This is a genomic window from Nocardia sp. NPDC041819 (assembly GCF_055590505.1).
This window is the reverse complement of record NZ_JBVJAP010000005.1, coordinates 309,762-330,106: the sequence shown is the minus strand read 5'-3', so window position 1 is coordinate 330,106 and position 20,345 is coordinate 309,762. Positions and strand designations below refer to the sequence as shown.

Here is a 20,345-nt window from a genome sequence, read left to right as displayed (position 1 = left end):
CCCCTCATCCCACGGGTGAGAAGTCCGGTGGGCTCGTGCGCATGTCAGCCCGGAGCCGTTCTCGCCGAGGGGGTTCGGCAATCGCATCGTCGGAAGGGCTTCTCGAGAGGATGGGTTACTGTCCTGCGGGCCCGTGCGCCAGGCATCCAGTCGCCCGGGCGGTCGCGTCGTATTCCGGAATCGAGGCAAGCGAATGAACCACAAGCTCTGGCTGCTCGGACGGTCTGTCACGGTCGGTGCTCACATCATGGGCGAGAGGATCTTCCGGCCGAAGGCCCGGGACGTCGACGACGTCCCGGTGTCCGGCGAGACGGTGACACCGCAGTGGCTGACGGCAGTCCTGTGCCGCGATGTCCCCGGCGCCGAGGTGCTCTCGTTCGAAACCTCCAACGGCAGCCGCGGAACGTCCACTCGCGTAGCGATACGCGTGGAGTACAACGACGCGGGTAAGCAGGCGAATTTGCCGACCGATCTCTTCGCGAAGACGACAACAGCCTTCTCGCAGCGGATTCTGCTCGGCGGCGGGAAGATGATCGACGGTGAAACCCGTTTCTTCAGGGACTTTCGGCCGCAGGTCGATATCGAGGCCCCGTTCGGCTACTGGGGCGCCGCCGACGCCGGGTCGTGGCGTTCGATCGCTCTGATGGAAGACATCGCATCGACCCGCGGTGCGCGGTTCATCGAGCCGAACGCCCCGATCGCCCGCGACCAGATCGAAGATCTGGTGCGCAATCTCGCTCGGCTGCACCGCGCCTTCTGGATCCACCCTTCGATCACGGACCTCAAAACCACGACCGAAGCGCTCCAGGCATATCTCGCCGCCATCGACATGAAGAAGCGTTGCGAGGTCGGACTGCGGCGGGCCGAGGAAGTGGTGCCCGAGGCGCTGCACGGGCAAGCGGATCGGCTGTGGGCCGGTGTCGAGCGAGCGATCGACAAGGCGACGAACGAGCTGCCCCCGACCCTGCTGCACGGTGACCCGCACATCGGCCAGACCTACCGAACCGAGTCCGGGCGAATGGGATTCGTCGACTGGCAGGTGGTGATGCGGGGCGGCTGGGCGCACGACTTCGCCTACACCGTCAACTCGGGATGCGAGCCCGAGGATCGCCGGGCCTGGGACCGTGAACTGCTGGCGGCCTACCTCGACGAACTCGGCCCCCTCGACGGCCGGGCCCCGTCCTTCGACGACGCGTGGCTGGCCTACCGGCAACAATCCATGTTCGCCTACGCGGCGTGGGCGTTCACGATCGGCAGGGCGGTGTACCAGCCCGAGATGCAACCGGTGGAGACGTGCCTGACGCTGCTGAAGCGAATCACCACGGCTATCGACGATCACGATTCGCTGGATGCGCTCGGAGTCTGATAGAACTCTGTTCCGCTGCCCATCGCTGTGTAGCGGCCGGACGGGAGTCCGGCCGTACGGGACCGAAAACATTCTGGTTAGCACGTTTTCGTGCGCTTGCGAGGCTGATGCGTGCGCGCTATACCATCTACCGGTTCCGGCGTAGCCCTGGCGATCCGCTTCTCGCTCGAGCGGCGAGCCGGTATATCAGCAATCGTGCAGTGCATACCGACAGTTTGGGAGTTTGCTTTTGAGTACGCCGCAGTCCGAGGTTCCAGCGCCGTCGTGCCCGGTTGTGCACGGCTCGCCGATTGATTCGGACGACACACGGGTGCCCCTTTATACGCCCGAGTTCGCGGCCGAGCCACACCGTGCCTACCGCGAAATGCGCCGACAGTACGGGTCTTTGGCGCCGGTGGAGTTGGCGCCCGGCGTACCCGCCACCTTGGTGATCGGCTACGGCACCGCGGTGCGAATCCTCAACGATCCCGAGCACTTCCCCGCCGACCCACGCGCTTGGCAGAAGAACATCCCAGCCGACTGCCCCATTCTCCCGCTCCTGGAGTGGCGGCCCATGGCCAGTCGCAGCACCGGGTCCGACTTCACCCGCTACCGGGGGGCGATCACCGCGAGCATCGATGAGGTGGATCTGTACGCCCTCCAGGCCGTCGTCGAGGGACTGGCCGTTCCGCTGATCAACTCCTTCTGCCAGGACGGCAATGCGGACTTGATCCGCCAATATGTGTTCCCCCTCGTATTCGAGGTCGTGAACTATCTGCTGGGCTGCCCGCCTGATATCGGCGGGCAGGTCGCCGCCGGTACCGCTGCCCTCCTCGAGGGTGTCGACGCCGAGAAGGGCAATCAGATGCTCGGGGAGGCGCTGATGAAACTGGTGGCACTCAAACGCGCCGAACCGCAACGCGACATCACCTCGGTCCTGCTCCAGCACTCCGCCCGGCTGGACGACGTGGAGGCGTCTCACCATGTGTCCCAGGTTTACGGAACCGGGATCGAATTCGAGCTGAATCTGATCACCAACACCCTGCTGCTGATCCTCACCGACGCGCGCTTCGGCGACAGCTTCCTCGGCGGCAACCTGTCGTCTCGCGATGCCCTCGACGAGGTCTTGTTCAACGACCCGCCCCTGGCGAACCTGCTGATCACCTATCCCCGCCACCCGATTCTCATCGACGGCGTCTGGCTGCCCGCGCACCAGCCCGTCGTCATCAGCATGGCCGCGTGCAACAACGATCCCGCGATCCGGACCGGCGACCTGACCGGCAATCGCTCCCACCTGGCCTGGGGCCTGGGCCCGCATGCCTGCCCGGCGCGATCCTTGGCCTATCTGATCGCGCAAGAGGCGATCGACCAACTCCTCGACGCGCTGCCGGAGATCGAACTGAATCTGCCGGACCGGACACCGAACTGGCGGCCGGGTCCCTTCCACCGGGCACTGACCGAATTGCCGGTCACCTTCCCGCCCACCGCTCCGCTGAACATCTGACAGCGCCACCACTACGGCTGTGCCGATCGAGTTCTCCCGGGGGCGGGCGCGGGTCGGTCGTCGGGTGCCGGTCGCAGGCTGAGAAGCCTGTTCAAGCCGATCGCGCCCCCCGGGAGCGCGCGTTCATGCCTATACGTAGATATGCGCATCTATCTATATACTCCGAGCGGGGCAACCCAGGCGCGGGGGATTTTCGCGTCGAAGGTCGACCGGAGATCCGGTGGCCCAGGCTACGATGTCTGACTACCAGCGGTGGCTACTTGATGATCGACGAGATGACGCCGAGCGAACTCCCGGGCGAAGGTGATCATCCTTAGCCCCGCCCTCGCGGGCGATGGCGGGGCGCATCGATGACGTCGATAACCGGCCGAACTCGCCGATTGCGACACCGGTGTGTTCGCCACCCCGATCGACTCGCCATGGCGACTACGTTCGATTCGATGAGCAGCACCGGGCTGCGATGACCGAGAGGGGCGAGTGATGCTTACCGACAGCAGCGCGTTCAGTGGGTTCTCGGTGGACGATATCGAGGCGGCGAAGAGGTTCTACGCCGAGACGCTCGGGATACGAGTCTCCGAGGAGAACGGGATGCTCCAGCTACACCTCGGCGGCGGGGGCACGGTCCTGGTATACCCGAAGCCGGACCATGCGCCCGCGACCTTCACCGTATTGAACTTCCCCGTCCCCGATATCGAAGCGGCCGTCGATGAACTCACGCGCCGGAACGTGCGCTTCGAACGGTACGAATTCGCCGAGCAGGACGAGAAAGGCATTCACCGCGGCGGCGGTCCGTTGATCGCGTGGTTCACCGACCCCGCGGGCAACGTCCTGTCCGTGCTCCAGCAGTAGCGTTCCGGACCGCAGGCGCATTCACCTCGCCTGGGACTCGGCGCGCTTCGTCGGTACCAAGGGCAAGCCGGCCGCCCGGAGTCCTGTCCACCATCGGAGGACTCGGCCCCGGGCACGGCGGCAAGCCCGGCCGGTCAGGCGCCGCGGCCGGTGCGCTGCTGCAACTCATCGATGAGCTGCGACGCCTCGGCCTTGGTCAGGCCCTCGGGCACCTCCTCGCCCGCTTCCTGGGCCAGGGTGCGCAGGTAGGAGTCTTGCGGTCCGGTCATCGGTTCGTCGCCGGTGGTCCACTGGTCCGGATCCTTTTCCGGTTTCGGCTGTACCATCGTCGCTCCTCACGCTCGACAGAACATGTGTTCGACTCCTGTCTACCCGGGTCGTGGAGGTTCAATCACCGGATGAACCGCCGCCGGGTCGGCGGTCCGTCGGTTCCGCCGGCTTCGTCTCGTCGTGCGCGTGGTGGGGTTCGACCGTTCCGCGCCATCGCCCGATCAGCCGCATCGCGTGGTAGATCACCAGCGCGGCGAGGGCCCCGAGGGCGATGCCGCCGAAGTCGAGATCGCCTACTTTCCATGTGAAGTCGGCGATGCCGATGACCAGCGGTATGGCCGCGGTGAACTGGTTGATCGGTGTGCCGAAGTCCACCCGGTTGCTCACCCAGATGTGCACGCCGAGGATCCCGACCAGGCCGTAGAGCGCGGTCGTGACACCACCGAGCACCCCGGCGGGGATGGCTGCGATCACCGCTCCTACCTTCGGTGAGAGGCTGAGCGCGATGGCGGCGGCGCCTGCCACCCAGTACGCGGCGGTCGAGTACACCTTCGTCGCCGCCATCACGCCGATGTTCTCCGCGTATGTGGTGGTCGCCGAGCCGCCGCCACTGCCGGCGAGGACTGTCGCCAGGCCGTCGGCCGCCAGCGCGCGGCCCATGCGCCGGTCGTAGTCGATACCGGTCATCGTGGTGATCGACTTGACGTGCCCGATGTTCTCCACCACGAGTACCAGCACCACCGGCAGGAACATCGGAATCACCGAGAGGTGGAAGCTCGGCGCGTGGAAGTCGGGCAGTCCCACCCATGCGGCGCTCCCGATCGCCGCCGTGTCGACCTCACCGCGCGCGAGCGCGAGCAGATAACCGAGCACGACACTGGCGACGATGGCCAGCCTGCCGATCAATCCGCGGAAGAGTACGAGACACGAGATCAGCAAGATGAGCACGACCGTGGCCGTGATCGGGTCCTTCTCGAAGTTCGTTTCGGCGGTCGGCGCCAGGTTCAGCCCGATGAGGGCGACGATGGTGCCGGTGACCACCGGCGGCATCAGCGCCTCGATCCAGTGGGTGCCTGCGAAGTGCACCACCACGCCGATGACGATCAGCAGGGCGCCCACCACGACGATCCCGCCGAGGGCCGCGCCCATGCCGTCGGAGGCGGTGGCCGCGAGGACCGGCGCGATGATCGCGAAACTCGAACCGAGATAGCTCGGCAGCCGGTTGCGGGTGATCACCAGGAACAGCAGGGTGCCGACCCCGGAGAAGAGCAGCGTCGCCGACGGCGGGAACCCGGTGAGGACCGGAACGAGGAAGGTGGCGCCGAACATCGCCACCACATGCTGCAACCCGATCCCGATCGTGCGCGGCCAGGTCAATCGCTCGCCGGGGGCGATCACACCGCCGGTGCCGACCTCGGTCCACCGGAATATCGGTCTTGTTCGCGTCTCGGGCGTCGTCATGGGAGCAGTGTGCGGCATTCCCGGTCGTCGCGCCGTGTTCGCTCACCGGAAGACGGCGAACCTGGTGACCGTGGTCTCGCGCAGGAAGGTGAGCGCACCAGGGGGGGAGACCGCGAAGGTGCTGATCCGGCCCGGTACGCCGCCCGCGCCGATGAACAGGAATCGCCCATCGGGTGTCAGGATCGAGGTGACCACCGGGCCGCCGCTGAACGCGACCTCGCCACCCGTAATCGGATGGGCCGCGCCGTTGCCGCCGATGTGGTACCCGGTCACGCGCTGGGCGCCCACCTGCGTGACATAGACGGTGCGGCTGTCGGGAGCCGCGGCCACCGACAGGACTCCGGGGCCCGCGCTGAACGGTGAGCCCCCGACAGGGGACAGGCCACCGTCGTCGGCGATCCGCAGGACCGCCACATCGCCGGTCGCGGTGCCGCCCATCAGCAGGAACCGAGCGTCGTGGCCGGGAGCTGCTGCGGCGACGCCCGCTGCCCAGCCGGCACCGAGGAGAACGGCCGCGAACGCGGCGGCCGGTTTCTGGAGCAGGGCGGCGCGACGGCGTGCCCTGCTTCGTACGAATGTCGTCATCGACTACCTACCCCCTCGCCGTCGTGTCAGACGCCGAGGAAATCGTGGTAGCGGAAGGTGATGTCGCCGTCGAGCATCTCGAGCAACTCGGCGATGACGCCGGACTCGTCGCGCCAGGCGAGGTAGGCCTCGAAATCCGCCCGGGTGTCCCACTTCTCGACGAACAGGATGCGGGCCGGTTCGTCCTGGTTGCGCGCGACCTCGACGCTGATGTTGCCCGCGAAGCTGCGGGTGCCGGGAAGGTTCTCGACGAACCACTCCCGCAGATCGCCGAAGCGGCCGGCCTTGGCGGCCATGTCGATCGTCACCTGAATAGCCATGGAAATGCAGACTCCTCTCGGCGGGAAAACGAATGTTCGGCGGAAACTCCGGCAGCGAACGGACCGACCGTAACGCACATCACATTCCAAGCCAATTGGCAAATCGGAAAGTGTCGATTCGACCAGCGTGAAGTGCCTGGATATCGGGGTTCGGGATGAGCGAAGCGGCGTTTCGGAAAACGTCAATTGAATAGCCCGTAGTGCTCGATATGATCGAAGTCACTCAGCGGAAACGTGAATTCCGGAGTTTTTCATTGCAGCGCGGCAGCGGTCATCTCGTCGATGGTGCAGTGCATTCGGCTGCTTTCATTCGGCGGGAGTTGACATGGTGGTTCGGTCGGACAACCACGAGAGTTCGTTCATCGGCGGTGCTTGGCTCGCTCCCGAGGCCGGGAACACTTCGAAGTCGTCTCGCCGTTCACGGCAGCCGATCGGCCGGGTGGTGGCAGGCTCGCGCGCGGACATGGGCCGGGCGATCCGAGCCGCTCGCGCGGCGTTCGACACCGGCCCGTAACTAGTGTTCTCCGCTGCCTCCGTGCACATTGCTGGGAGATAGCAGAAATGCATCGAATCGGCTGTCCAGAAACTTGGACACCCGCGTGTCGCTGATCTCTCTACTGTTGATTCCGGGGCCGGGACGAGTTGAAAACCGATATCCCGCCGCATGATCCGTTCCTGAATTCCACGCGCCGAGATTCCGGCGAACCACATAACCAGAGGTGAGAAATGACTGCCACTCTTCCCGAAACTCCGGCTGTCGATCGTGACGGAGTTCCGCATTACCGGCTGTTCATCGACGGCCGGTGGGTCGACACCGACACCGCCATTCCGGTGATCAACCCGGCCACCGAAGAGGTCGTGGTCACCGTGGCCCAGGCCGATACGAGCCACGTCGACGCCGCGGTGGCGGCCGCCAAGCGGGCCCACGATTCTGGGGTCTGGCGCAACACCCCGCCCGCCGAGCGTGCCGCAGTGATCGACCGGGTGATCGCCGCACTGAGCGGGAAGATGGACGAGCTGGCCGCGCTCAGCGCCAAGGAGACCGGGATGCCGCTGCGGCTGGCCGGTGCCATCGGCGTCGGCTTCCCGCTGATGCACCTGGGCCACTACGCGGAGCTGACCCGCACCTATGCGTGGGAGCGCTCGGGACCGGTTGCCGGACAGGTGCTTTCGGCGAGCTTCATTCGTAAGGAGCCGGTCGGTGTGTGCGCGGGAATCGTCCCGTGGAACTTCCCGGCGGTCATCGCCGTGTGGAAGTCGATCCCGGCACTGGCTGCGGGCAACACAGTGGTCCTCAAGACCGACGAGAAGACCCCGATCTTCGCCCTCGAACTTGCCGCGCTGCTGCAGGAAGCCGGACTGCCCGACGGTGCGCTCAATGTCGTCGTCGGTGACGGACCCACGGTCGGTGGTCACCTGGTCAAGCACCCCGACGTGCGGTTGGTCTCGTTCACCGGCTCTACCGCGACCGGCCGTCAGGTGATGGCCGACGCCGCGGGCACCGTCAAGCGGGTGCTGCTCGAACTGGGTGGCAAGGGCCCGAACATCGTGCTCGACGACGCCGATCTGACTGCGGCCGTGGACGGCTCGATCTACGCCTTCCTGTTGCACGCCGGCCAGGCGTGTGAATCCGGCACCCGGCTGCTGCTGCCCGCCTCGATCCACGACGAGTTCGTCGCCCGCCTGGTCGAGCGGCTGAAGACACTGAAGATCGGCAGCCCGCTCGACCCGGCCACCGACATCGGCGCGGTGATGAACAAGACCCAGCACGAGCGGATCCTGAGCTACATCGAGAAGGGCAAGGCCGAGGGCGCGACCGTCGTCGTCGGTGGCGGTGTGCCGACCGGTGCGGGCTTCGACAAGGGCTACTGGGTGGAGCCGACGGTGTTCACCGGCGTCACCAACGATATGACCATCGCTCGCGAGGAGATCTTCGGGCCTGTGTTGTCGGTGCTGAAGTACGACTCGGAGGAGGAAGCGATCAAGATCGCCAACGACACCGAGTACGGTTTGGCCGCCGCCGTGTGGAGCCGCGACAACCAGCGCGCGCTCGAGGTTGCCCGCCAGATCGAGGCCGGTTCGGTGTGGATCAACGACTACCACAACATCTCTCAGTACCTGCCCTTCGGCGGATTCAAGCAGTCCGGCACCGGTCGTGAGCTCGGGCCCGACGCACTCGACGAGTTCACCCAGGACAAGGGCATCACCATCGATCTGTCCGGTGATGTCAGCCGTCGCGCCTACGGCCTGGTGCTCGGCACCCCGCCCTCGGCCGAGTAGCACGTTTCCGCAGAACTTGCGCGTGCCCGGAAGGCCCGGCTCGTGTTCGAAAGATCCAACGGGGAATCTTATGATCAAAGGTCAGTTCACCAATTTCAAGCTGATCGTTCGCGATCTCGACCGCTCGCTGGCGTTCTACAAACTGTTCGATCAGAAGGTCGGCGCGCTGCTCGAATTCGTGGATCCGGAACTCACCGAGGTGATGCTGGAGAACTCCGAAGGCGTGCGCACCCTGGTTCTGCTCAACGGTGATCTGCTGCCGGCACCTGCCGCGGTCCCCGGGTACGCGCCGCTGGTGCTGGTCGTGGACGACGTCAACGCGGCGGCTGCGGAGATCGAGGCCGCCGGATACGAAATGCGAGTTGAACCAACCGATTTCGGTCCGGTGACCCTGGCCATGGTGGCCGACCCGGACGGCTACCTGGTCGAGTTGGTCTCCGGTGATCCGAATGCGGTGCAGAGTCCGCCGCCGGGCACCAAGATCTCGCACCCGGTTCCCTACATCCACGATCACGCATGAACTCGGTCGTGAGTGTGGAAGCGGTGGTGCAGTCCGCACTCGGTTCCGGCGTCGGGCGCCTGCTCATCGACGGTGAGTGGGTGCCCGCCGCCACGGGCGCGACGTTCAAGGTGATCGATCCGGGCACCGAGGAAGTAGTCGGTCGGGTCGCCGAGGCGGCAGGCGCTGATGTCGATGCCGCGGTCGCCGCGGCGCGGCGCGCCTTCGACGAGGAACGGTGGCTGCGTTTGTCGTCGGCGCAGCGCGGCGTGGTGCTGTGGCGGGTGGCCGATCTGCTCGAGGCGAAGTCCGAGGAGATGGCGCGGCTGGAGAGTCTCGACGTCGGTATGCCAGTCGCCCAGGCGGAACTGATGGTGGCCGAGGCGGTCAACCAGTTCCGGTACTACGCGGGCTGGGCGGACAAGATCCAGGGCACCACCGTCGGCATCGGGACCGCCGAGCGTCGGCTGCAGGGCGCCACCTATCGCGACCCGGTGGGTGTCGTGGCGATGATCGTGCCGTGGAACGCACCGTTGATCGCCATGTCGATGAAGCTGGCGCCCGCGCTCGCGGCCGGATGCACGTGTGTGCTCAAGCCGTCGGAGGAAGCGCCGCTCTCAGCGCTGGCCCTCGGCCGGATCCTGCTCGAGGCAGGGGTTCCGGCCGGTGTCGTCAACATCGTCACCGGTTTCGGGGCGACGGGCGCGGCGATGGCCGAGCATCCCGGCGTCGACAAGATCAGCTTCACCGGCTCCACCGAAGTGGGTCGTAAGATCGTCGCCGCGGCCACCGGCAACCTGAAGAAGGTGTCGCTGGAACTGGGCGGCAAGTCGCCGGTGATCGTGCTGCCCGATGCCGACCTGGCCGCCGCCGCGGCGGGGATCGCCATCGGCGTGTTCTGGAACTCGGGCCAGATCTGTACCTCGGGGACGCGGTTGTTCGCGCACACCGACATCTACGACGAGCTGGTCGAGGGGATCGCCGAGCAGGGCCGGGCCATGAAGGTGGGCTACGGCACCGACCCGGACGCGCTGCTCGGCCCGTTGATCTCCCAGCGTCAGCTCGACCGGGTCGCCGGGTACGTCGAGGGTGGCCGAGCAGCGGGGGCGCGGCTCGTCAGTGGCGGAAAGCGCTTGGACGGCCCCGGTTTCTATTACCCGCCGACCGTCATCGCCGACGCGACACCGGACATGCGGATCGTCCGCGAGGAGATCTTCGGCCCGGTGATCGCGGCCATGTCGTTCACCGATCTCGACTCCGCGATCGCCGCGGCCAACGACACCGAATACGGGCTGGCGGGCAGTGTCTGGACGCGCGACGTCGCACTGGCCCATCGCGTCGCCCGCCGCCTGCGCGGTGGTCGCATCGGCGTGAACATCCACCGCGCGGGGGGCGTCCAGATGCCGGTGGGCGGCTTCAAACAGTCCGGGTGGGGTAGAGAGAACGGCCCCGACGCACTCGAGGGATACCTCGAGACGAAATCGGTCGTCACGCTGCTCGACCGCTGATGTCAACGGAGCACTTCAACCCGACTCTCGAAAGTTCGATCAACTATGGCAAATCTCAATGGCGGCCTGGAGCAGAAGATCCAGTGGGTCGTCGACGTCGAGCAGATCAAGATACTGATGGCGAAGTACTGCCACGGGATAGACCAGAAGGACGAGCAGACCTTCATGAGCATCTGGTCCGACGATGCCGACTATCTGCTTCCTCGCGGTGAGGGACATGGTACCAACGGTATTCGGGAACTGGTGCGGAAGGTGTGGCGTGAAGTTCCCCAGTGTCATCACCACATCACCAATCCCGTGATCGATATCCAGGGTGAGACCGCGACAGCGGCCACCGATGTCTTCTACTTCCGCCTCGCCGCTGATGAGACGCGGGTACTGCTCTCGGGGACATACGCTTTCGAGTTCGTCAATCGCGAAGGGCAGTGGCAGACGCGAAGCCTGAAATTCGCGAGCTTCGTCGCGGACAGCCCGGTCTTCGCGTAGCGCGGACTGCAATCTCCTGGAATCGGCATCGACGGGGTTGCCGTGCAGCCGCTGACAGTTGGGCTACCACGGACAGGGCGTCGCGGCCGGAGCCGGGACGGGTGAGCTGGTCTTGCGTTCTTCGGCCCGGCACGCTGGAGCTTGCCGGGTGTTCGCCCGGGTGAGGAGCGGCGTTCGGCGAGCCTGAGCCGGGCGCACCACGCGGTGTCCAGCAATTTGGACACCCCAACGGTCAAATGCTCAGGACTTCGGTGTCACGCCTGCCTGCGTTGAAGTCACATATGAGGCATAATGCATGAACAGGCGACCGAAAGGACCCCGGTGGAAACCAGCCTGCAGCGTTTGCCGCGCAGTGCGAACAAGCAGGGTCATCAGCTGTCGGAGGATGTCGCGACCTACGTTCGTGAATTGATCATCTCGGGCCGGGTGCGGCCCGGTGAGTTCCTGCGGATCGAACCGATCGCCGAGGCCGTCGGTGTCAGCAACACTCCGGTGCGCGAAGGTCTGCTACTGGTCAGCGGCGAAGGCTTCGTCGAACTGGTGCCGCGGCGCGGATTCATGGTGTCGGAGTTCAGCAAACAGGATGTGCGCGACCTGTTCTGGGCGCAGGCGACGATGGCCGGTGAACTGGCGAGCCGGGCCGCGGAGTCGATCTCCGCACGCGAACTCGACCATCTCGCGGGCGTCGTCGAAGCGCACGCGCAGGCGGCGGAGAACGGATCCGACGAGGCGCTCGTCGCCTACGGTCACGAGTTCCATCGCTCGATCAACCTGGCGGCGGACTCTCGCCGGTTGGCCATGCTGCTGTCAACCGTCGTCAAGCAGCTGCCGAATCGCTTCTACATCAATATCGAGGGGCACGGTGAGGACACGTTGCGTGACCACCCGCTGATCCTCGAAGCGTTGCAGAAGCGTCGCCCCAAGGCCGCCGATACCCTGATGCGCGAACACATCATGTCCAGTGCCGACGAGTTGATCGCCATGTTGGAGAAGCAGGGACTGTGGGCCGAGTCGGCCCGCAGATCCACGGCCTGACCTGTCGGCCGATTCGACCCGTCGGCCTCCCTCGCCCGCGTTGTGCCTGTTCAAGGCGTGGTGCTTCGATACGGAATATAGTATATATTTCTGTTCGTTGCATGCGTCACAGCGGTGAGAGGACTTTCCATGACCAGGTCGGCTGTGGCAGGCGTGCTGCCTGCGCATCCCGAGGCCTCCTATATCGACGGCAGGTGGGTTCCGGCGTCGTCCTCGGAGACCTTCGAGATCCTCGATTGCACCACCGAGGAGGTCGTCACCGCCGTCGGCGCGGCGACCGTCGAGGACGTGGATGCCGCGGTGACGGCCGCGCGCAAGGCCTTCGACACCGGTCCGTGGCCGCTGATGTCGCCGACCGAGCGCGCCGGCTACCTGCGTGCGATCGCCGCCGAACTGACCAGGCGGGGCGACGACTTCGCCCGGCTCTGGTCGATCGAATCGGGCATCGTGTACTCGCTGGCCAAGACCCGTCTTCCGCTGTTCCTGTCGGGCGCCTTCAACGCCTATGCCGATCTGGCCGAGACGTTCGCGTTCCGGAAGCCGCACACACCCGCGGGCGGCGGCGCCGGTCTGCTGGTGCGCGAACCGGTCGGTGTCGTCGCGGCGATCGTGCCCTGGAACGGCCCCGCAGGCCTGATGGCCTACAAGTGCGCGCCGGCTCTGCTCGCCGGTTGCTCGATCGTGCTGAAGCCACCGCAGGAGGCGCCGACCTCGGCGTACCTGTTCGCCGAGATCTGCGACCAGGTGGGGCTGCCGCCGGGGGTGGTCAATGTGGTGACCGCCGACCGGCAGGTGTCGGAAACACTGGTGCGCCACCCCGGCATCGACATGGTTACCTTCACCGGATCCACGGTGGCGGGCCGCGCGATCGGCGCGATCTGTGCCGACCGGATGGCGCGCTGCACCCTCGAACTCGGCGGCAAGTCGCCCGCTCTCGTGCTCGACGACTACGACACCGGCACGGCGGCGAAGGTGCTCGCCGGTGGCATCAGCTACCTGGCCGGGCAGGTGTGTCACAGCCTGACGCGCGTCATCGTTTCCGAGAAGCGTCACGACGAACTCGCCGACGCGCTCGGCGCCGCGATGAGCGCGATTCGGGTGGGTGACCCGTTCGACGAGGGCGTGACCATGGGGCCGCTCGCGTCCACCCGCCAACGCGAACGCGTCGAAAGCTACATCGCCGCAGGAAAAGCCGACGGCGCGCGCCTGGTGACCGGTGGTGGCCGACCGGCCGGGCTCGAGCGCGGCTTCTTCGTCGAGCCGACAGTTTTCGCCGGTGTCGACAACCGATCGGTGATCGCGACCGAGGAGATCTTCGGGCCGGTCCTGGCCGTCATCGCGGCGAAGGACGAGGACGACGCCGTCGCGCTGGCCAACGACAACCCGTACGGTCTCAACGCCTCGGTCTTCACCAACGACGCCGACCGCGCCTACCGCTTGGCACGCAAGCTGCGGACCGGCACGGTCGGGCAGAATGGTCCGCGTACCGATTTCTCGATCGCTTTCGGTGGTTTCAAGCTGTCCGGCGTCGGTCGCGAAGGTGGTTCGGAAGGTCTGCTGTCCTTCCTGGAAACCAAAACGCTGGTGCTCGAGAACGAGCCGACCGATATTTCCGGTCTCGGCTACTGATCCGTACCGATATTTCACCGGAAAGGGCCTCGTCGACTTCGGTCGGCGGGGCCTTTTGCGCTGTTCGCCGGGATATGGAAATTGTGCTGACCGAAAATTCTTTACTGTCCATATTCTGGACATTGCGTGCATGGAAACCTGGCTAGCGTCTATCGGGAAAAGGGTGGCATGCGGACAACGTCGTCCTATTCGTTCCTGGCGCAGATCGCGCGTGTTCTATTCGGTCGGGGAGCAGCGGTGCTCGTCGGTCGGTCGGAGGTTGCACACATGTTCTCTACCCAGCGTTTTCGTTCCCGGCGCGCGGCCGCCGGTCTCGCTGTGACGCTCGCACTCGCCTCGGGCGGCTGGCTGGATTCCTCGGTCGCTCTGGCGGATCCGGGTGCCAGGTTTCTGGTGATCAGCGGGGCGGCATCGTCGAATATCAGTGTGCTCGGCCTCGACGACGCGGGCAGGTTGTCGACAGTGCCTGGTTCACCCTTTCCGTCCGGGACCGGTTCGCTGGCGGTGACGGTCACGCCCGACGGGCGTCACGTCTACTCGATCAACACGGTGTCGGGCACCGTGAACGGATTCCGCCTCGGCAGCGACGGCGTTCTCACCCCGATTCCCGAGGCGAACCTCGAGCTGGGCGTCCCCGGTGTGGGTGCCGTGGTCGCGCCCGACGGGAAGCGACTGTTCGTGACGAGCGGTTCGGTGACCAACGAAATCCGCACTTATTCGATCACCGCCGCCGGTGGCCTGGTTTTCACCGGTGCGGTTCAGGTGCCCGGCGTGAGTGCGCTCAATCAGCTCGCGATCGCCCCGGACGGCCGTTTCGTTTTCGCCGTCGGCTGGCTGCAGGCGACGGCGTTCAGTTTCGCCGTGGGGCCCGATGGTGGGCTCACCCTCGTCGATTCCGCCGCGGCCGGTCTGATGTCGACCCTGCCCGGAGTGACGCCGGACGGCCGGTTCATGTACGTCAGTAATGAAGCCAGCGGTGACATCTCGGGCTATGCGATCGGTGCCGACGGAAAGCTGAGTCCCGTTCCGGGGTCGCCCTTCCGTACCGGGATGATGCCGTTGCCGCACGGTGCGGTCTTCACCGCCGACAGTCACCGGATGTACCTGGCCGAGGCGATGGCGGGCCAGATCGGTGGGTTCCGGATCGCGGAGAACGGGTCGCTGAGCCCGCTGCCCGGATCGCCGTACCCGGCGTCGGCGGGCACCTTGCCGGGCCGCGTGGTGGTCGACTCGGAATCGCAGCGGGTTTTCCTCATCGACACTCTGACCGTCGGCATCACCGCGCGCGTGCATACGTATGCGATGGCGTCCGACGGGCGGCTGACAGCAACGGGGGAGCAGTCCGTCGACACGGGGCTGATCTTCGCCGACGGTGCCAACGCGGTACTGGCGGTACAGCGATGATATTACATATATTATATTGAGTAGACTCGCACAGTAGCTGCCAGGGAGGCACACGATGAAACCGTACCGCTCGATGCTCTTCGTCCCCGGTCACAAGGGTTCCTGGGCCGACAAGGGCGTCGCCTCCGGCGCCGACGCGCTGATCCTCGACCTCGAGGATTCGGTGCCGGCTGCGGACAAGGTCGAGGCGCGCGGCACTGTCGCGGCCACGATCGACCGTCTCACGGCCGAAGGCGTGCGCCCCGACCTGTGGGTGCGGGCCAACCCGGAGGTGAGCGGGCTGCTCGGCGGTGACCTGGAAGCCGTCGTGCGACCGGGGCTGGCCGGGCTGTTCCTGGCGAAGGTGTTCACGGCCGACGAGATCGTGCGCCTGGACGCGGTGCTGAGCCACATCGAGCAGCGTGAGGGCATCGAAGTCGGGACGGTGCAGCTGATCGTGTCCTTCGAGACCGCGGTGTCGATGGCGCATTGCGAGGAGATCGCGGGCGCGAGCCCCCGGGTGGCCTCCCTGCTCGGTGCCACCGGTCCCAATGCCGACGTCGGTCGCGAACTCGGCTTCGAGTTCACCCCCGCCGGGCTCGAGACGCTGTATCTGCGCAGCCGGATCATCCTGGCCGCGCGGGCGAACGGGCTGCACCACCCGGTCACCGGTGTGTGGCAGGACATCAAGGACCTCGACGGCGCCCGGCGCTTCTGCCTCGACAACCGTCAGCTGGGTTACCGCGGCCTGGTGGCCATCCACCCGTCGCACGTCGCGATCGCCAACGAGGTGTTCTCGCCGTCGCCGGAGACCGTCGACTACTGCCGGCGCATGATCGCGGCGTTCAACGAGGCGGAGGCCGCGGGCAGCGCGGCCGTCGACTTCGAAGGCCAGCACATCGATCTCGCGCACGTGAAGACCGCGGAGGGCGTGATCGCCTTGGCCGACGCGGTATCGGCCGACGTGTAGTAGCGACAATAGGAGAAGGGGGCGGCCGCGGCCGCCCCCTTCTCTTGTCAGGCGATCAGTCGACGATCAGCAGGACCGTCTCGGCCACGCAGGCGGGTTTGACCGCGCCGCCGTCGAGCACGTACTTCGCCGTCACCGAGGTCCCGGCAGGAGTGTCCGTGACATCGGTGATCGTCACGGTTGCCCGCAGCCGCGACCCGGCGGGCAACGGCGCGGGGAAGCGAACCTTGTTGACGCCGTAGTTCACCCGGGCCGAGCCGAATCGGAAATCGAGCAGCTCCGGCCGGAAATGCGAGATCAGCGACAGCGTGAGATACCCGTGGGCGATGGTGGTGCCGTACGGTCCGGCGGCGGCACGCTCGGGGTCGACGTGAATCCACTGCTCGTCATCGGTGATCTCGGCGAACGCCGAGATGCGCGCCTGGTCGACCAGATACGGTTCGCTCGGGCCGATCGGCTCACCCACGGCGGAGCGGACCTCGTCGAGGGTGGTGAATACGCGGGGCACGGTCTCTCCTGATCAATCGGTGGTGACGTCGACGGTTGCGTTCGGTCCGGCGGATGCGCCACCGGGACCGAACAATTCGAGTGCCACCCCGTCGGGCACCTCGGTGGCGAGCAAGCGTGCGGGCTGCCCACAGAACAGCGGCGCCCGGCCGCGGTGGCGCAGCTCCCGCACCGGCGCCCCGCCCATCAGGCGGTGGATCTCGGCCAGTGCGATGGCCTGCAACGGGCCGTGGACGACCAGCCCCGGGTATCCCTCGACGCCGGTGGCATAGGGCCAGTCGTAGTGGATGCGGTGCGCGTTGGCGGTGGCCGCGGAGAACCGCGCCAGCAGTGACGGATCGGTCCGCAGCTCCCAGGCGTTGTCCGCCGTGCGGTGCAGGGGAGTGCGCGGCAGGGTGTCCTCGGCCGAAGGCGGTTGCGCGGGGTGTTCCGGCGCGGGTGCGGCCTCCCGGTAGATCAGGTGCTGTGTTTCCTCGACGGCGAGCTGGTCGGTATCGGTGAACAAACGGATCCGTACGTCGACCACGACCAGTGCGCCGGATCGGCCGTTCTTCTCGGTCGCCGAGACCACCTCGGCCTCGCGCCGCACCGTCGATCCGACGAGAAGCGGTGCGTGCAGCAGGATCTCACCGCCTGCGAACATGCGTCGCGGCAGGTCGACCGGTGGCAGGAACGAGCCGCGTCGAGGGTGCCCGTCGGATCCGAGCACGCCGGAGGTGGCCCAACGCGGCAGCGCCACCCAGTGCCACAGTGGTGGCAGCGGATCGCCGGGGCCAGGGGCGGGCAGGCCGTCGTCGAGCAGCGCGGCCAACGCGGCCACCGGCGCGGGATCGAGGAGTTCGGTGGTGGTTTCCGTATGCGGTTGCCAGGTGGACGCCGTCACATGAACCGCCCGCCGGTCACCTCGAGCACCGTGCCCGTCATGTACGAGGACATGTCGGAAGCGAGAAACAGTGCGACCGTCGCGATCTCGTCGATCTCACCGGCGCGGCCGAGCGGGATCTCGGCCATCTTCTGATCCCACACCTTCTGCGGCATGGCCTCGGTCATGGCGGTGCGGATCAGGCCGGGCTGGATGGCATTGACCCGCACGCCCAGGTGCGCGAGCTCTTTCGCTGCGGCCTTCGACAGGCCGACGATGCCCGCTTTGGCCGCGGAGTAGTTGGTCTGGCCGGGCAGGCCGATCTTGCCCGAGAGCGAGGACATGTTGATGATGGCGCCGCTGCCGCGTTCCCGCATCACCGCACCTGCCAGCCGGGTGCCGTTCCAGGTGCCCTTGAGGTGGACGGCGATGACCTGGTCGAACTGGTCCTCGGTCATCTTGCGCATGGTCGCGTCACGGGTGATGCCCGCGTTGTTGACCATCACGTCGACGGGGGAGAAGGATTCGGCGGCGGCGTCGATCAGGGCTTGGACGTCGTCGGCGACGGTGACATCACACCGCACCCCACGGGCGACGGTCGCGCCGCCCAGTTTGTCGGCGGCGGCCTGCGCGGCGGCACCGTCGATGTCACCGATGACAACGCGCGCGCCCTCGGCGACGAATCGTTCGGCGATGGCGTAGCCGATGCCCTGGGCGGCGCCGGTGATGACGGCGGTCTTGTCGGCCAGAAGTGGTCCGGTCATGGCTGTTCCTCACTGTCGGTGGTGGCGTCGAGCTGCGCCAGGATGCGCCGGGCACGGTCGAGCACGGGCTTGTCGACCATGGCACCGTCGACCACGGCGACCCCGGAGGTGTCGGTGATGGCGGCGAGGATCTTCCGTGCCCAGGCCTGTTCGGCCCCGGTGGGGCGAAACGCTGTGGCTACCGGGACGAGCTGACTCGGGTGGATGCAGAGTTTGCCGGTGAAGCCGAGCCGCTTGCTGTAGCGAGCGTCGTCCTCGACCAGGCCGGCATCACCGACGGCACCGGTGACACCGTCGATCGGGCCGGGCAGGCCCGCGGCGGCAGAAGCGAGGACCAGTGCGTGCCGGGTACCGGCGAGCGCTTCGCGATCGGTGGGGTCGACACCGAGTTCGGCGGCGAGGTCGAAGGTGCCGACCGCGAGCCGCTCCACACCCGTCGTGGCCGCGACAGCCGTGGAATGCAGTACCCCCGCGGCGGTTTCGACCAATGCGATCAGCGGGGGTCGGCTGCCGCCGGCTTCCGGGCGATAGGGACTGCTCGCTCGTGCCTCGGTGAGGGTGGCCACGACACCCTCGAGAACCTCGATATCGGCCTTCGGCAGCACGATCGCGCAGCGCAGCGGTGCGAGGGCCGCGAGATCATCGGCGTGCCATACGGTTGCGGCCGCATTGATGCGCACGGCGCATTCGTTGCCCGCCTCGATCCAGGCGGCGGCGTTTTCGCGGGCGGCCTCCTTGGCATCGGGCGCCACCGCGTCCTCGAGATCGAGCACGACCAGACCTGGATTCGCCGCGGCGGCTTTGGCGAAGCGTTCGGGACGGTCGGCAGGCACGAACAGCAGGGTCGACGCGACGCGGACCCGGATGGCGAGATCGGTCGCGGTATTCGTGCTCACGCGCGCTTCTTCGCTTCGCGCACGAGCCCGCCACCGATGATCAGGCGCTGGATCTCGCTGGTGCCCTCGTACAGGCGCAGCAGGCGCACGTCGCGGTAGATGTGTTCGACCGTCACCTCACGCATGTACCCGCTGCCACCGTGGATCTGCACCGCGTTGTCGGCGACACGGCCGACCATCTCCGTGCAGAACAACTTGGCCACCGAAGGGGAGATGCGGCGGTCCTCGCCGGAGACGTACTTGGCGGCGGCGTCGCGCACGAGCGCGCGGCCGGCCATCACCCCGGTCTGCATGTCGGCGATCATCGCCTGGACCAGCTGAAAATCACCGATGGGCGTACCACCCTGGGTGACGGTGGCGGCGTAGGTCACCGATTCGTCGAGCGCGCGCTGGGCGGTACCGACGGCGAGCGCGGCGATGTGCACGCGACCACGCGAGAGCGAGGCCATCGCGGCCTTGTATCCGACGTTCTCCGAGCCGCCGACCAAGGCGTCGGCGGGGACACGGACATCGGTGAACGTGACGTCGGCGGTCCAAGCACCTTCCTGGCCCATCTTCGCGTCCTTGGGTCCGACGATGACGCCCGGTGTATCGGCGGGCACCAGGAACACCGCGATACCGGGGCCGTCGGGGCCGGGCTCGGCGGTGCGGGCGAAGGTGACGAACAGATCCGCGAGCGGGGCATTGGTGATGAACCGCTTCTGGCCGTCGATCACCCAGTCCTCGCCGTCACGGCGGGCACGGGTGCGCAGACCTGCGGGATTGGATCCCGCGCCGGGTTCGGTGAGCGCGAAGGAGGCCAGCACCTCGCCCGAGGCGATCCGCTCGAGCCACTGCTTCTTCTGTTCGTCGGTGCCGTAGTTGACCAGCACCTGGCCGGCGATGCCGTTGTTGGTGCCGAACAGCGACCGCAGTGACAGCGAGGTGTAGCCGAACTCCATGGCCAGCTCGACATCCTGGGTGAGGTCGACACCGAGACCGCCCCATTGCTGCGGGATGGCGTACCCGAACAGGCCCATCTCGGCAGCGGCCTGTCGGATGTCGTCAGGAATCGCGTTGGTCTGCAGGATCTCCTGCTCGCGCGGGACCACCTTGGTACGGATGAACGTATGGACGTGAGCCAGGATCGGCTCGAAGTCCTCGGCACTGAGTTCGGACACTCTCGGCTCCTCTGCGGCTGAGGCTGATACTA

20 protein-coding genes are annotated in these 20,345 nt (G+C 66.7%); 11 read left to right on the top strand and 9 right to left on the bottom strand.

What is annotated here, in order from left to right; genetic code table 11:
* Positions 1-193: 193 nt before the first annotated feature.
* From ACZ6DL_RS18505 to ACZ6DL_RS18495, 3 genes are all read left to right on the top strand, one after another.
* On the top strand, positions 194-1,366 hold the full coding sequence (locus tag ACZ6DL_RS18505; protein ID WP_466052539.1) for an aminoglycoside phosphotransferase family protein: 1,173 nt from the start codon (positions 194-196) through the stop codon (positions 1,364-1,366).
* Between the two features lie 223 nt (positions 1,367-1,589).
* Positions 1,590-2,849 carry a cytochrome P450 gene (locus ACZ6DL_RS18500; protein WP_396977903.1) on the top strand — a complete coding sequence of 420 codons (1,260 nt, stop codon included), beginning with the start codon at positions 1,590-1,592 and terminating at the stop codon, positions 2,847-2,849.
* Positions 2,850-3,329: 480 nt separating this feature from the next.
* On the top strand, positions 3,330-3,698 hold the full coding sequence (locus ACZ6DL_RS18495) for a VOC family protein (RefSeq protein ID WP_466052537.1): 369 nt from the start codon (positions 3,330-3,332) through the stop codon (positions 3,696-3,698).
* Between the two features lie 134 nt (positions 3,699-3,832).
* Here the strand turns inward: ACZ6DL_RS18495 and ACZ6DL_RS18490 are convergent, their stop codons facing one another.
* The 4 genes from ACZ6DL_RS18490 to ACZ6DL_RS18475 all read right to left on the bottom strand — a co-directional run bounded on the left by ACZ6DL_RS18490 (position 3,833) and on the right by ACZ6DL_RS18475 (position 6,334).
* Positions 3,833-4,024, bottom strand: coding sequence for a DUF3072 domain-containing protein (locus ACZ6DL_RS18490; RefSeq protein WP_040866726.1), 192 nt, complete (start codon positions 4,022-4,024; stop codon positions 3,833-3,835).
* A gap of 61 nt (positions 4,025-4,085) precedes the next feature.
* The gene (locus ACZ6DL_RS18485) at positions 4,086-5,429 is read right to left on the bottom strand and encodes a uracil-xanthine permease family protein (protein ID WP_466052535.1); all 1,344 of its coding nucleotides are present in this window, start codon (positions 5,427-5,429) and stop codon (positions 4,086-4,088) included.
* 42 nt (positions 5,430-5,471) lie between these two features.
* Positions 5,472-6,014 (bottom strand): hypothetical protein, encoded by a 543-nt coding sequence (locus ACZ6DL_RS18480; protein WP_466052533.1) that lies wholly within the window; start codon positions 6,012-6,014, stop codon positions 5,472-5,474.
* A 26-nt stretch (positions 6,015-6,040) separates the two neighbouring features.
* A complete protein-coding gene (locus ACZ6DL_RS18475) occupies positions 6,041-6,334 on the bottom strand; it encodes a putative quinol monooxygenase (RefSeq protein WP_466052531.1) in 294 nt (97 codons plus the stop codon).
* Between the two features lie 726 nt (positions 6,335-7,060).
* On the opposite strand from ACZ6DL_RS18475, the gene ACZ6DL_RS18470 reads away from it, so the two are divergent.
* The 8 genes from ACZ6DL_RS18470 (at position 7,061) to ACZ6DL_RS18435 (ending at position 16,124) form a co-directional block, all read left to right on the top strand.
* Positions 7,061-8,614, top strand: a complete 1,554-nt coding sequence (locus ACZ6DL_RS18470) for an aldehyde dehydrogenase family protein (RefSeq protein ID WP_466052529.1) — start codon at positions 7,061-7,063, stop codon at positions 8,612-8,614.
* A 70-nt stretch (positions 8,615-8,684) separates the two neighbouring features.
* Positions 8,685-9,134 carry a VOC family protein gene (locus tag ACZ6DL_RS18465; protein WP_466052528.1) on the top strand — a complete coding sequence of 150 codons (450 nt, stop codon included), beginning with the start codon at positions 8,685-8,687 and terminating at the stop codon, positions 9,132-9,134.
* Positions 9,131-10,621: an aldehyde dehydrogenase family protein gene (locus ACZ6DL_RS18460; protein ID WP_466052526.1), complete on the top strand. Its 1,491-nt coding sequence runs from the start codon at positions 9,131-9,133 to the stop codon at positions 10,619-10,621. The genes ACZ6DL_RS18465 and ACZ6DL_RS18460 overlap by 4 nt, the downstream gene beginning before the upstream one ends.
* 45 nt (positions 10,622-10,666) lie before the next feature.
* Complete coding sequence (locus ACZ6DL_RS18455; RefSeq protein WP_466052524.1) at positions 10,667-11,107, top strand: nuclear transport factor 2 family protein; 441 nt, start codon at positions 10,667-10,669, stop codon at positions 11,105-11,107.
* A 291-nt stretch (positions 11,108-11,398) separates the two neighbouring features.
* Positions 11,399-12,142 carry a GntR family transcriptional regulator gene (locus tag ACZ6DL_RS18450; protein ID WP_466052522.1) on the top strand — a complete coding sequence of 248 codons (744 nt, stop codon included), beginning with the start codon at positions 11,399-11,401 and terminating at the stop codon, positions 12,140-12,142.
* Between the two features lie 129 nt (positions 12,143-12,271).
* The gene (locus tag ACZ6DL_RS18445; RefSeq protein ID WP_466052520.1) at positions 12,272-13,771 is read left to right on the top strand and encodes an aldehyde dehydrogenase; all 1,500 of its coding nucleotides are present in this window, start codon (positions 12,272-12,274) and stop codon (positions 13,769-13,771) included.
* 267 nt (positions 13,772-14,038) lie between these two features.
* On the top strand, positions 14,039-15,175 hold the full coding sequence (locus ACZ6DL_RS18440) for a lactonase family protein (RefSeq protein WP_466052518.1): 1,137 nt from the start codon (positions 14,039-14,041) through the stop codon (positions 15,173-15,175).
* Between the two features lie 55 nt (positions 15,176-15,230).
* The gene (locus tag ACZ6DL_RS18435) at positions 15,231-16,124 is read left to right on the top strand and encodes an HpcH/HpaI aldolase/citrate lyase family protein (RefSeq protein WP_466052516.1); all 894 of its coding nucleotides are present in this window, start codon (positions 15,231-15,233) and stop codon (positions 16,122-16,124) included.
* A 55-nt stretch (positions 16,125-16,179) separates the two neighbouring features.
* Here the strand turns inward: ACZ6DL_RS18435 and ACZ6DL_RS18430 are convergent, their stop codons facing one another.
* The 5 genes from ACZ6DL_RS18430 to ACZ6DL_RS18410 are packed head-to-tail and all read right to left on the bottom strand — an operon-like array spanning position 16,180 to position 20,313.
* Positions 16,180-16,632, bottom strand: a complete 453-nt coding sequence (locus tag ACZ6DL_RS18430; protein WP_466052515.1) for a MaoC family dehydratase — start codon at positions 16,630-16,632, stop codon at positions 16,180-16,182.
* A gap of 12 nt (positions 16,633-16,644) precedes the next feature.
* Positions 16,645-17,514 (bottom strand): FAS1-like dehydratase domain-containing protein, encoded by an 870-nt coding sequence (locus ACZ6DL_RS18425; RefSeq protein ID WP_466052513.1) that lies wholly within the window; start codon positions 17,512-17,514, stop codon positions 16,645-16,647.
* Positions 17,511-18,257, bottom strand: coding sequence for a 3-oxoacyl-ACP reductase FabG (gene fabG, locus ACZ6DL_RS18420; protein WP_466052511.1), 747 nt, complete (start codon positions 18,255-18,257; stop codon positions 17,511-17,513). Before fabG ends, ACZ6DL_RS18425 begins: the two co-directional genes overlap by 4 nt.
* Positions 18,254-19,153 carry an HpcH/HpaI aldolase/citrate lyase family protein gene (locus tag ACZ6DL_RS18415; RefSeq protein ID WP_466052509.1) on the bottom strand — a complete coding sequence of 300 codons (900 nt, stop codon included), beginning with the start codon at positions 19,151-19,153 and terminating at the stop codon, positions 18,254-18,256. The genes fabG and ACZ6DL_RS18415 overlap by 4 nt, the downstream gene beginning before the upstream one ends.
* Complete coding sequence (locus ACZ6DL_RS18410; RefSeq protein ID WP_466052507.1) at positions 19,150-20,313, bottom strand: acyl-CoA dehydrogenase family protein; 1,164 nt, start codon at positions 20,311-20,313, stop codon at positions 19,150-19,152. The genes ACZ6DL_RS18415 and ACZ6DL_RS18410 overlap by 4 nt, the downstream gene beginning before the upstream one ends.
* Between the last annotated feature and the right edge of the window lie 32 nt (positions 20,314-20,345).

Excerpts from the sequence above, each read along its gene's own strand:
- ACZ6DL_RS18505 (WP_466052539.1), top strand. The coding sequence starts at position 194 with ATGAACCACAAGCTCTGGCTGCTCGGACGGTCTGTCACGGTCGGTGCT.
- ACZ6DL_RS18495 (WP_466052537.1), top strand. The coding sequence starts at position 3,330 with ATGCTTACCGACAGCAGCGCGTTCAGTGGGTTCTCGGTGGACGATATC.
- ACZ6DL_RS18490 (WP_040866726.1), bottom strand. The coding sequence starts at position 4,024 with ATGGTACAGCCGAAACCGGAAAAGGATCCGGACCAGTGGACCACCGGC.
- ACZ6DL_RS18485 (WP_466052535.1), bottom strand. The coding sequence starts at position 5,429 with ATGACGACGCCCGAGACGCGAACAAGACCGATATTCCGGTGGACCGAG.
- ACZ6DL_RS18480 (WP_466052533.1), bottom strand. The coding sequence starts at position 6,014 with ATGACGACATTCGTACGAAGCAGGGCACGCCGTCGCGCCGCCCTGCTC.
- ACZ6DL_RS18475 (WP_466052531.1), bottom strand. The coding sequence starts at position 6,334 with ATGGCTATTCAGGTGACGATCGACATGGCCGCCAAGGCCGGCCGCTTC.
- ACZ6DL_RS18470 (WP_466052529.1), top strand. The coding sequence starts at position 7,061 with ATGACTGCCACTCTTCCCGAAACTCCGGCTGTCGATCGTGACGGAGTT.
- ACZ6DL_RS18465 (WP_466052528.1), top strand. The coding sequence starts at position 8,685 with ATGATCAAAGGTCAGTTCACCAATTTCAAGCTGATCGTTCGCGATCTC.
- ACZ6DL_RS18460 (WP_466052526.1), top strand. The coding sequence starts at position 9,131 with ATGAACTCGGTCGTGAGTGTGGAAGCGGTGGTGCAGTCCGCACTCGGT.
- ACZ6DL_RS18455 (WP_466052524.1), top strand. The coding sequence starts at position 10,667 with ATGGCAAATCTCAATGGCGGCCTGGAGCAGAAGATCCAGTGGGTCGTC.
- ACZ6DL_RS18450 (WP_466052522.1), top strand. The coding sequence starts at position 11,399 with ATGCATGAACAGGCGACCGAAAGGACCCCGGTGGAAACCAGCCTGCAG.
- ACZ6DL_RS18445 (WP_466052520.1), top strand. The coding sequence starts at position 12,272 with ATGACCAGGTCGGCTGTGGCAGGCGTGCTGCCTGCGCATCCCGAGGCC.
- ACZ6DL_RS18440 (WP_466052518.1), top strand. The coding sequence starts at position 14,039 with ATGTTCTCTACCCAGCGTTTTCGTTCCCGGCGCGCGGCCGCCGGTCTC.
- ACZ6DL_RS18435 (WP_466052516.1), top strand. The coding sequence starts at position 15,231 with ATGAAACCGTACCGCTCGATGCTCTTCGTCCCCGGTCACAAGGGTTCC.
- fabG (WP_466052511.1), bottom strand. The coding sequence starts at position 18,257 with ATGACCGGACCACTTCTGGCCGACAAGACCGCCGTCATCACCGGCGCC.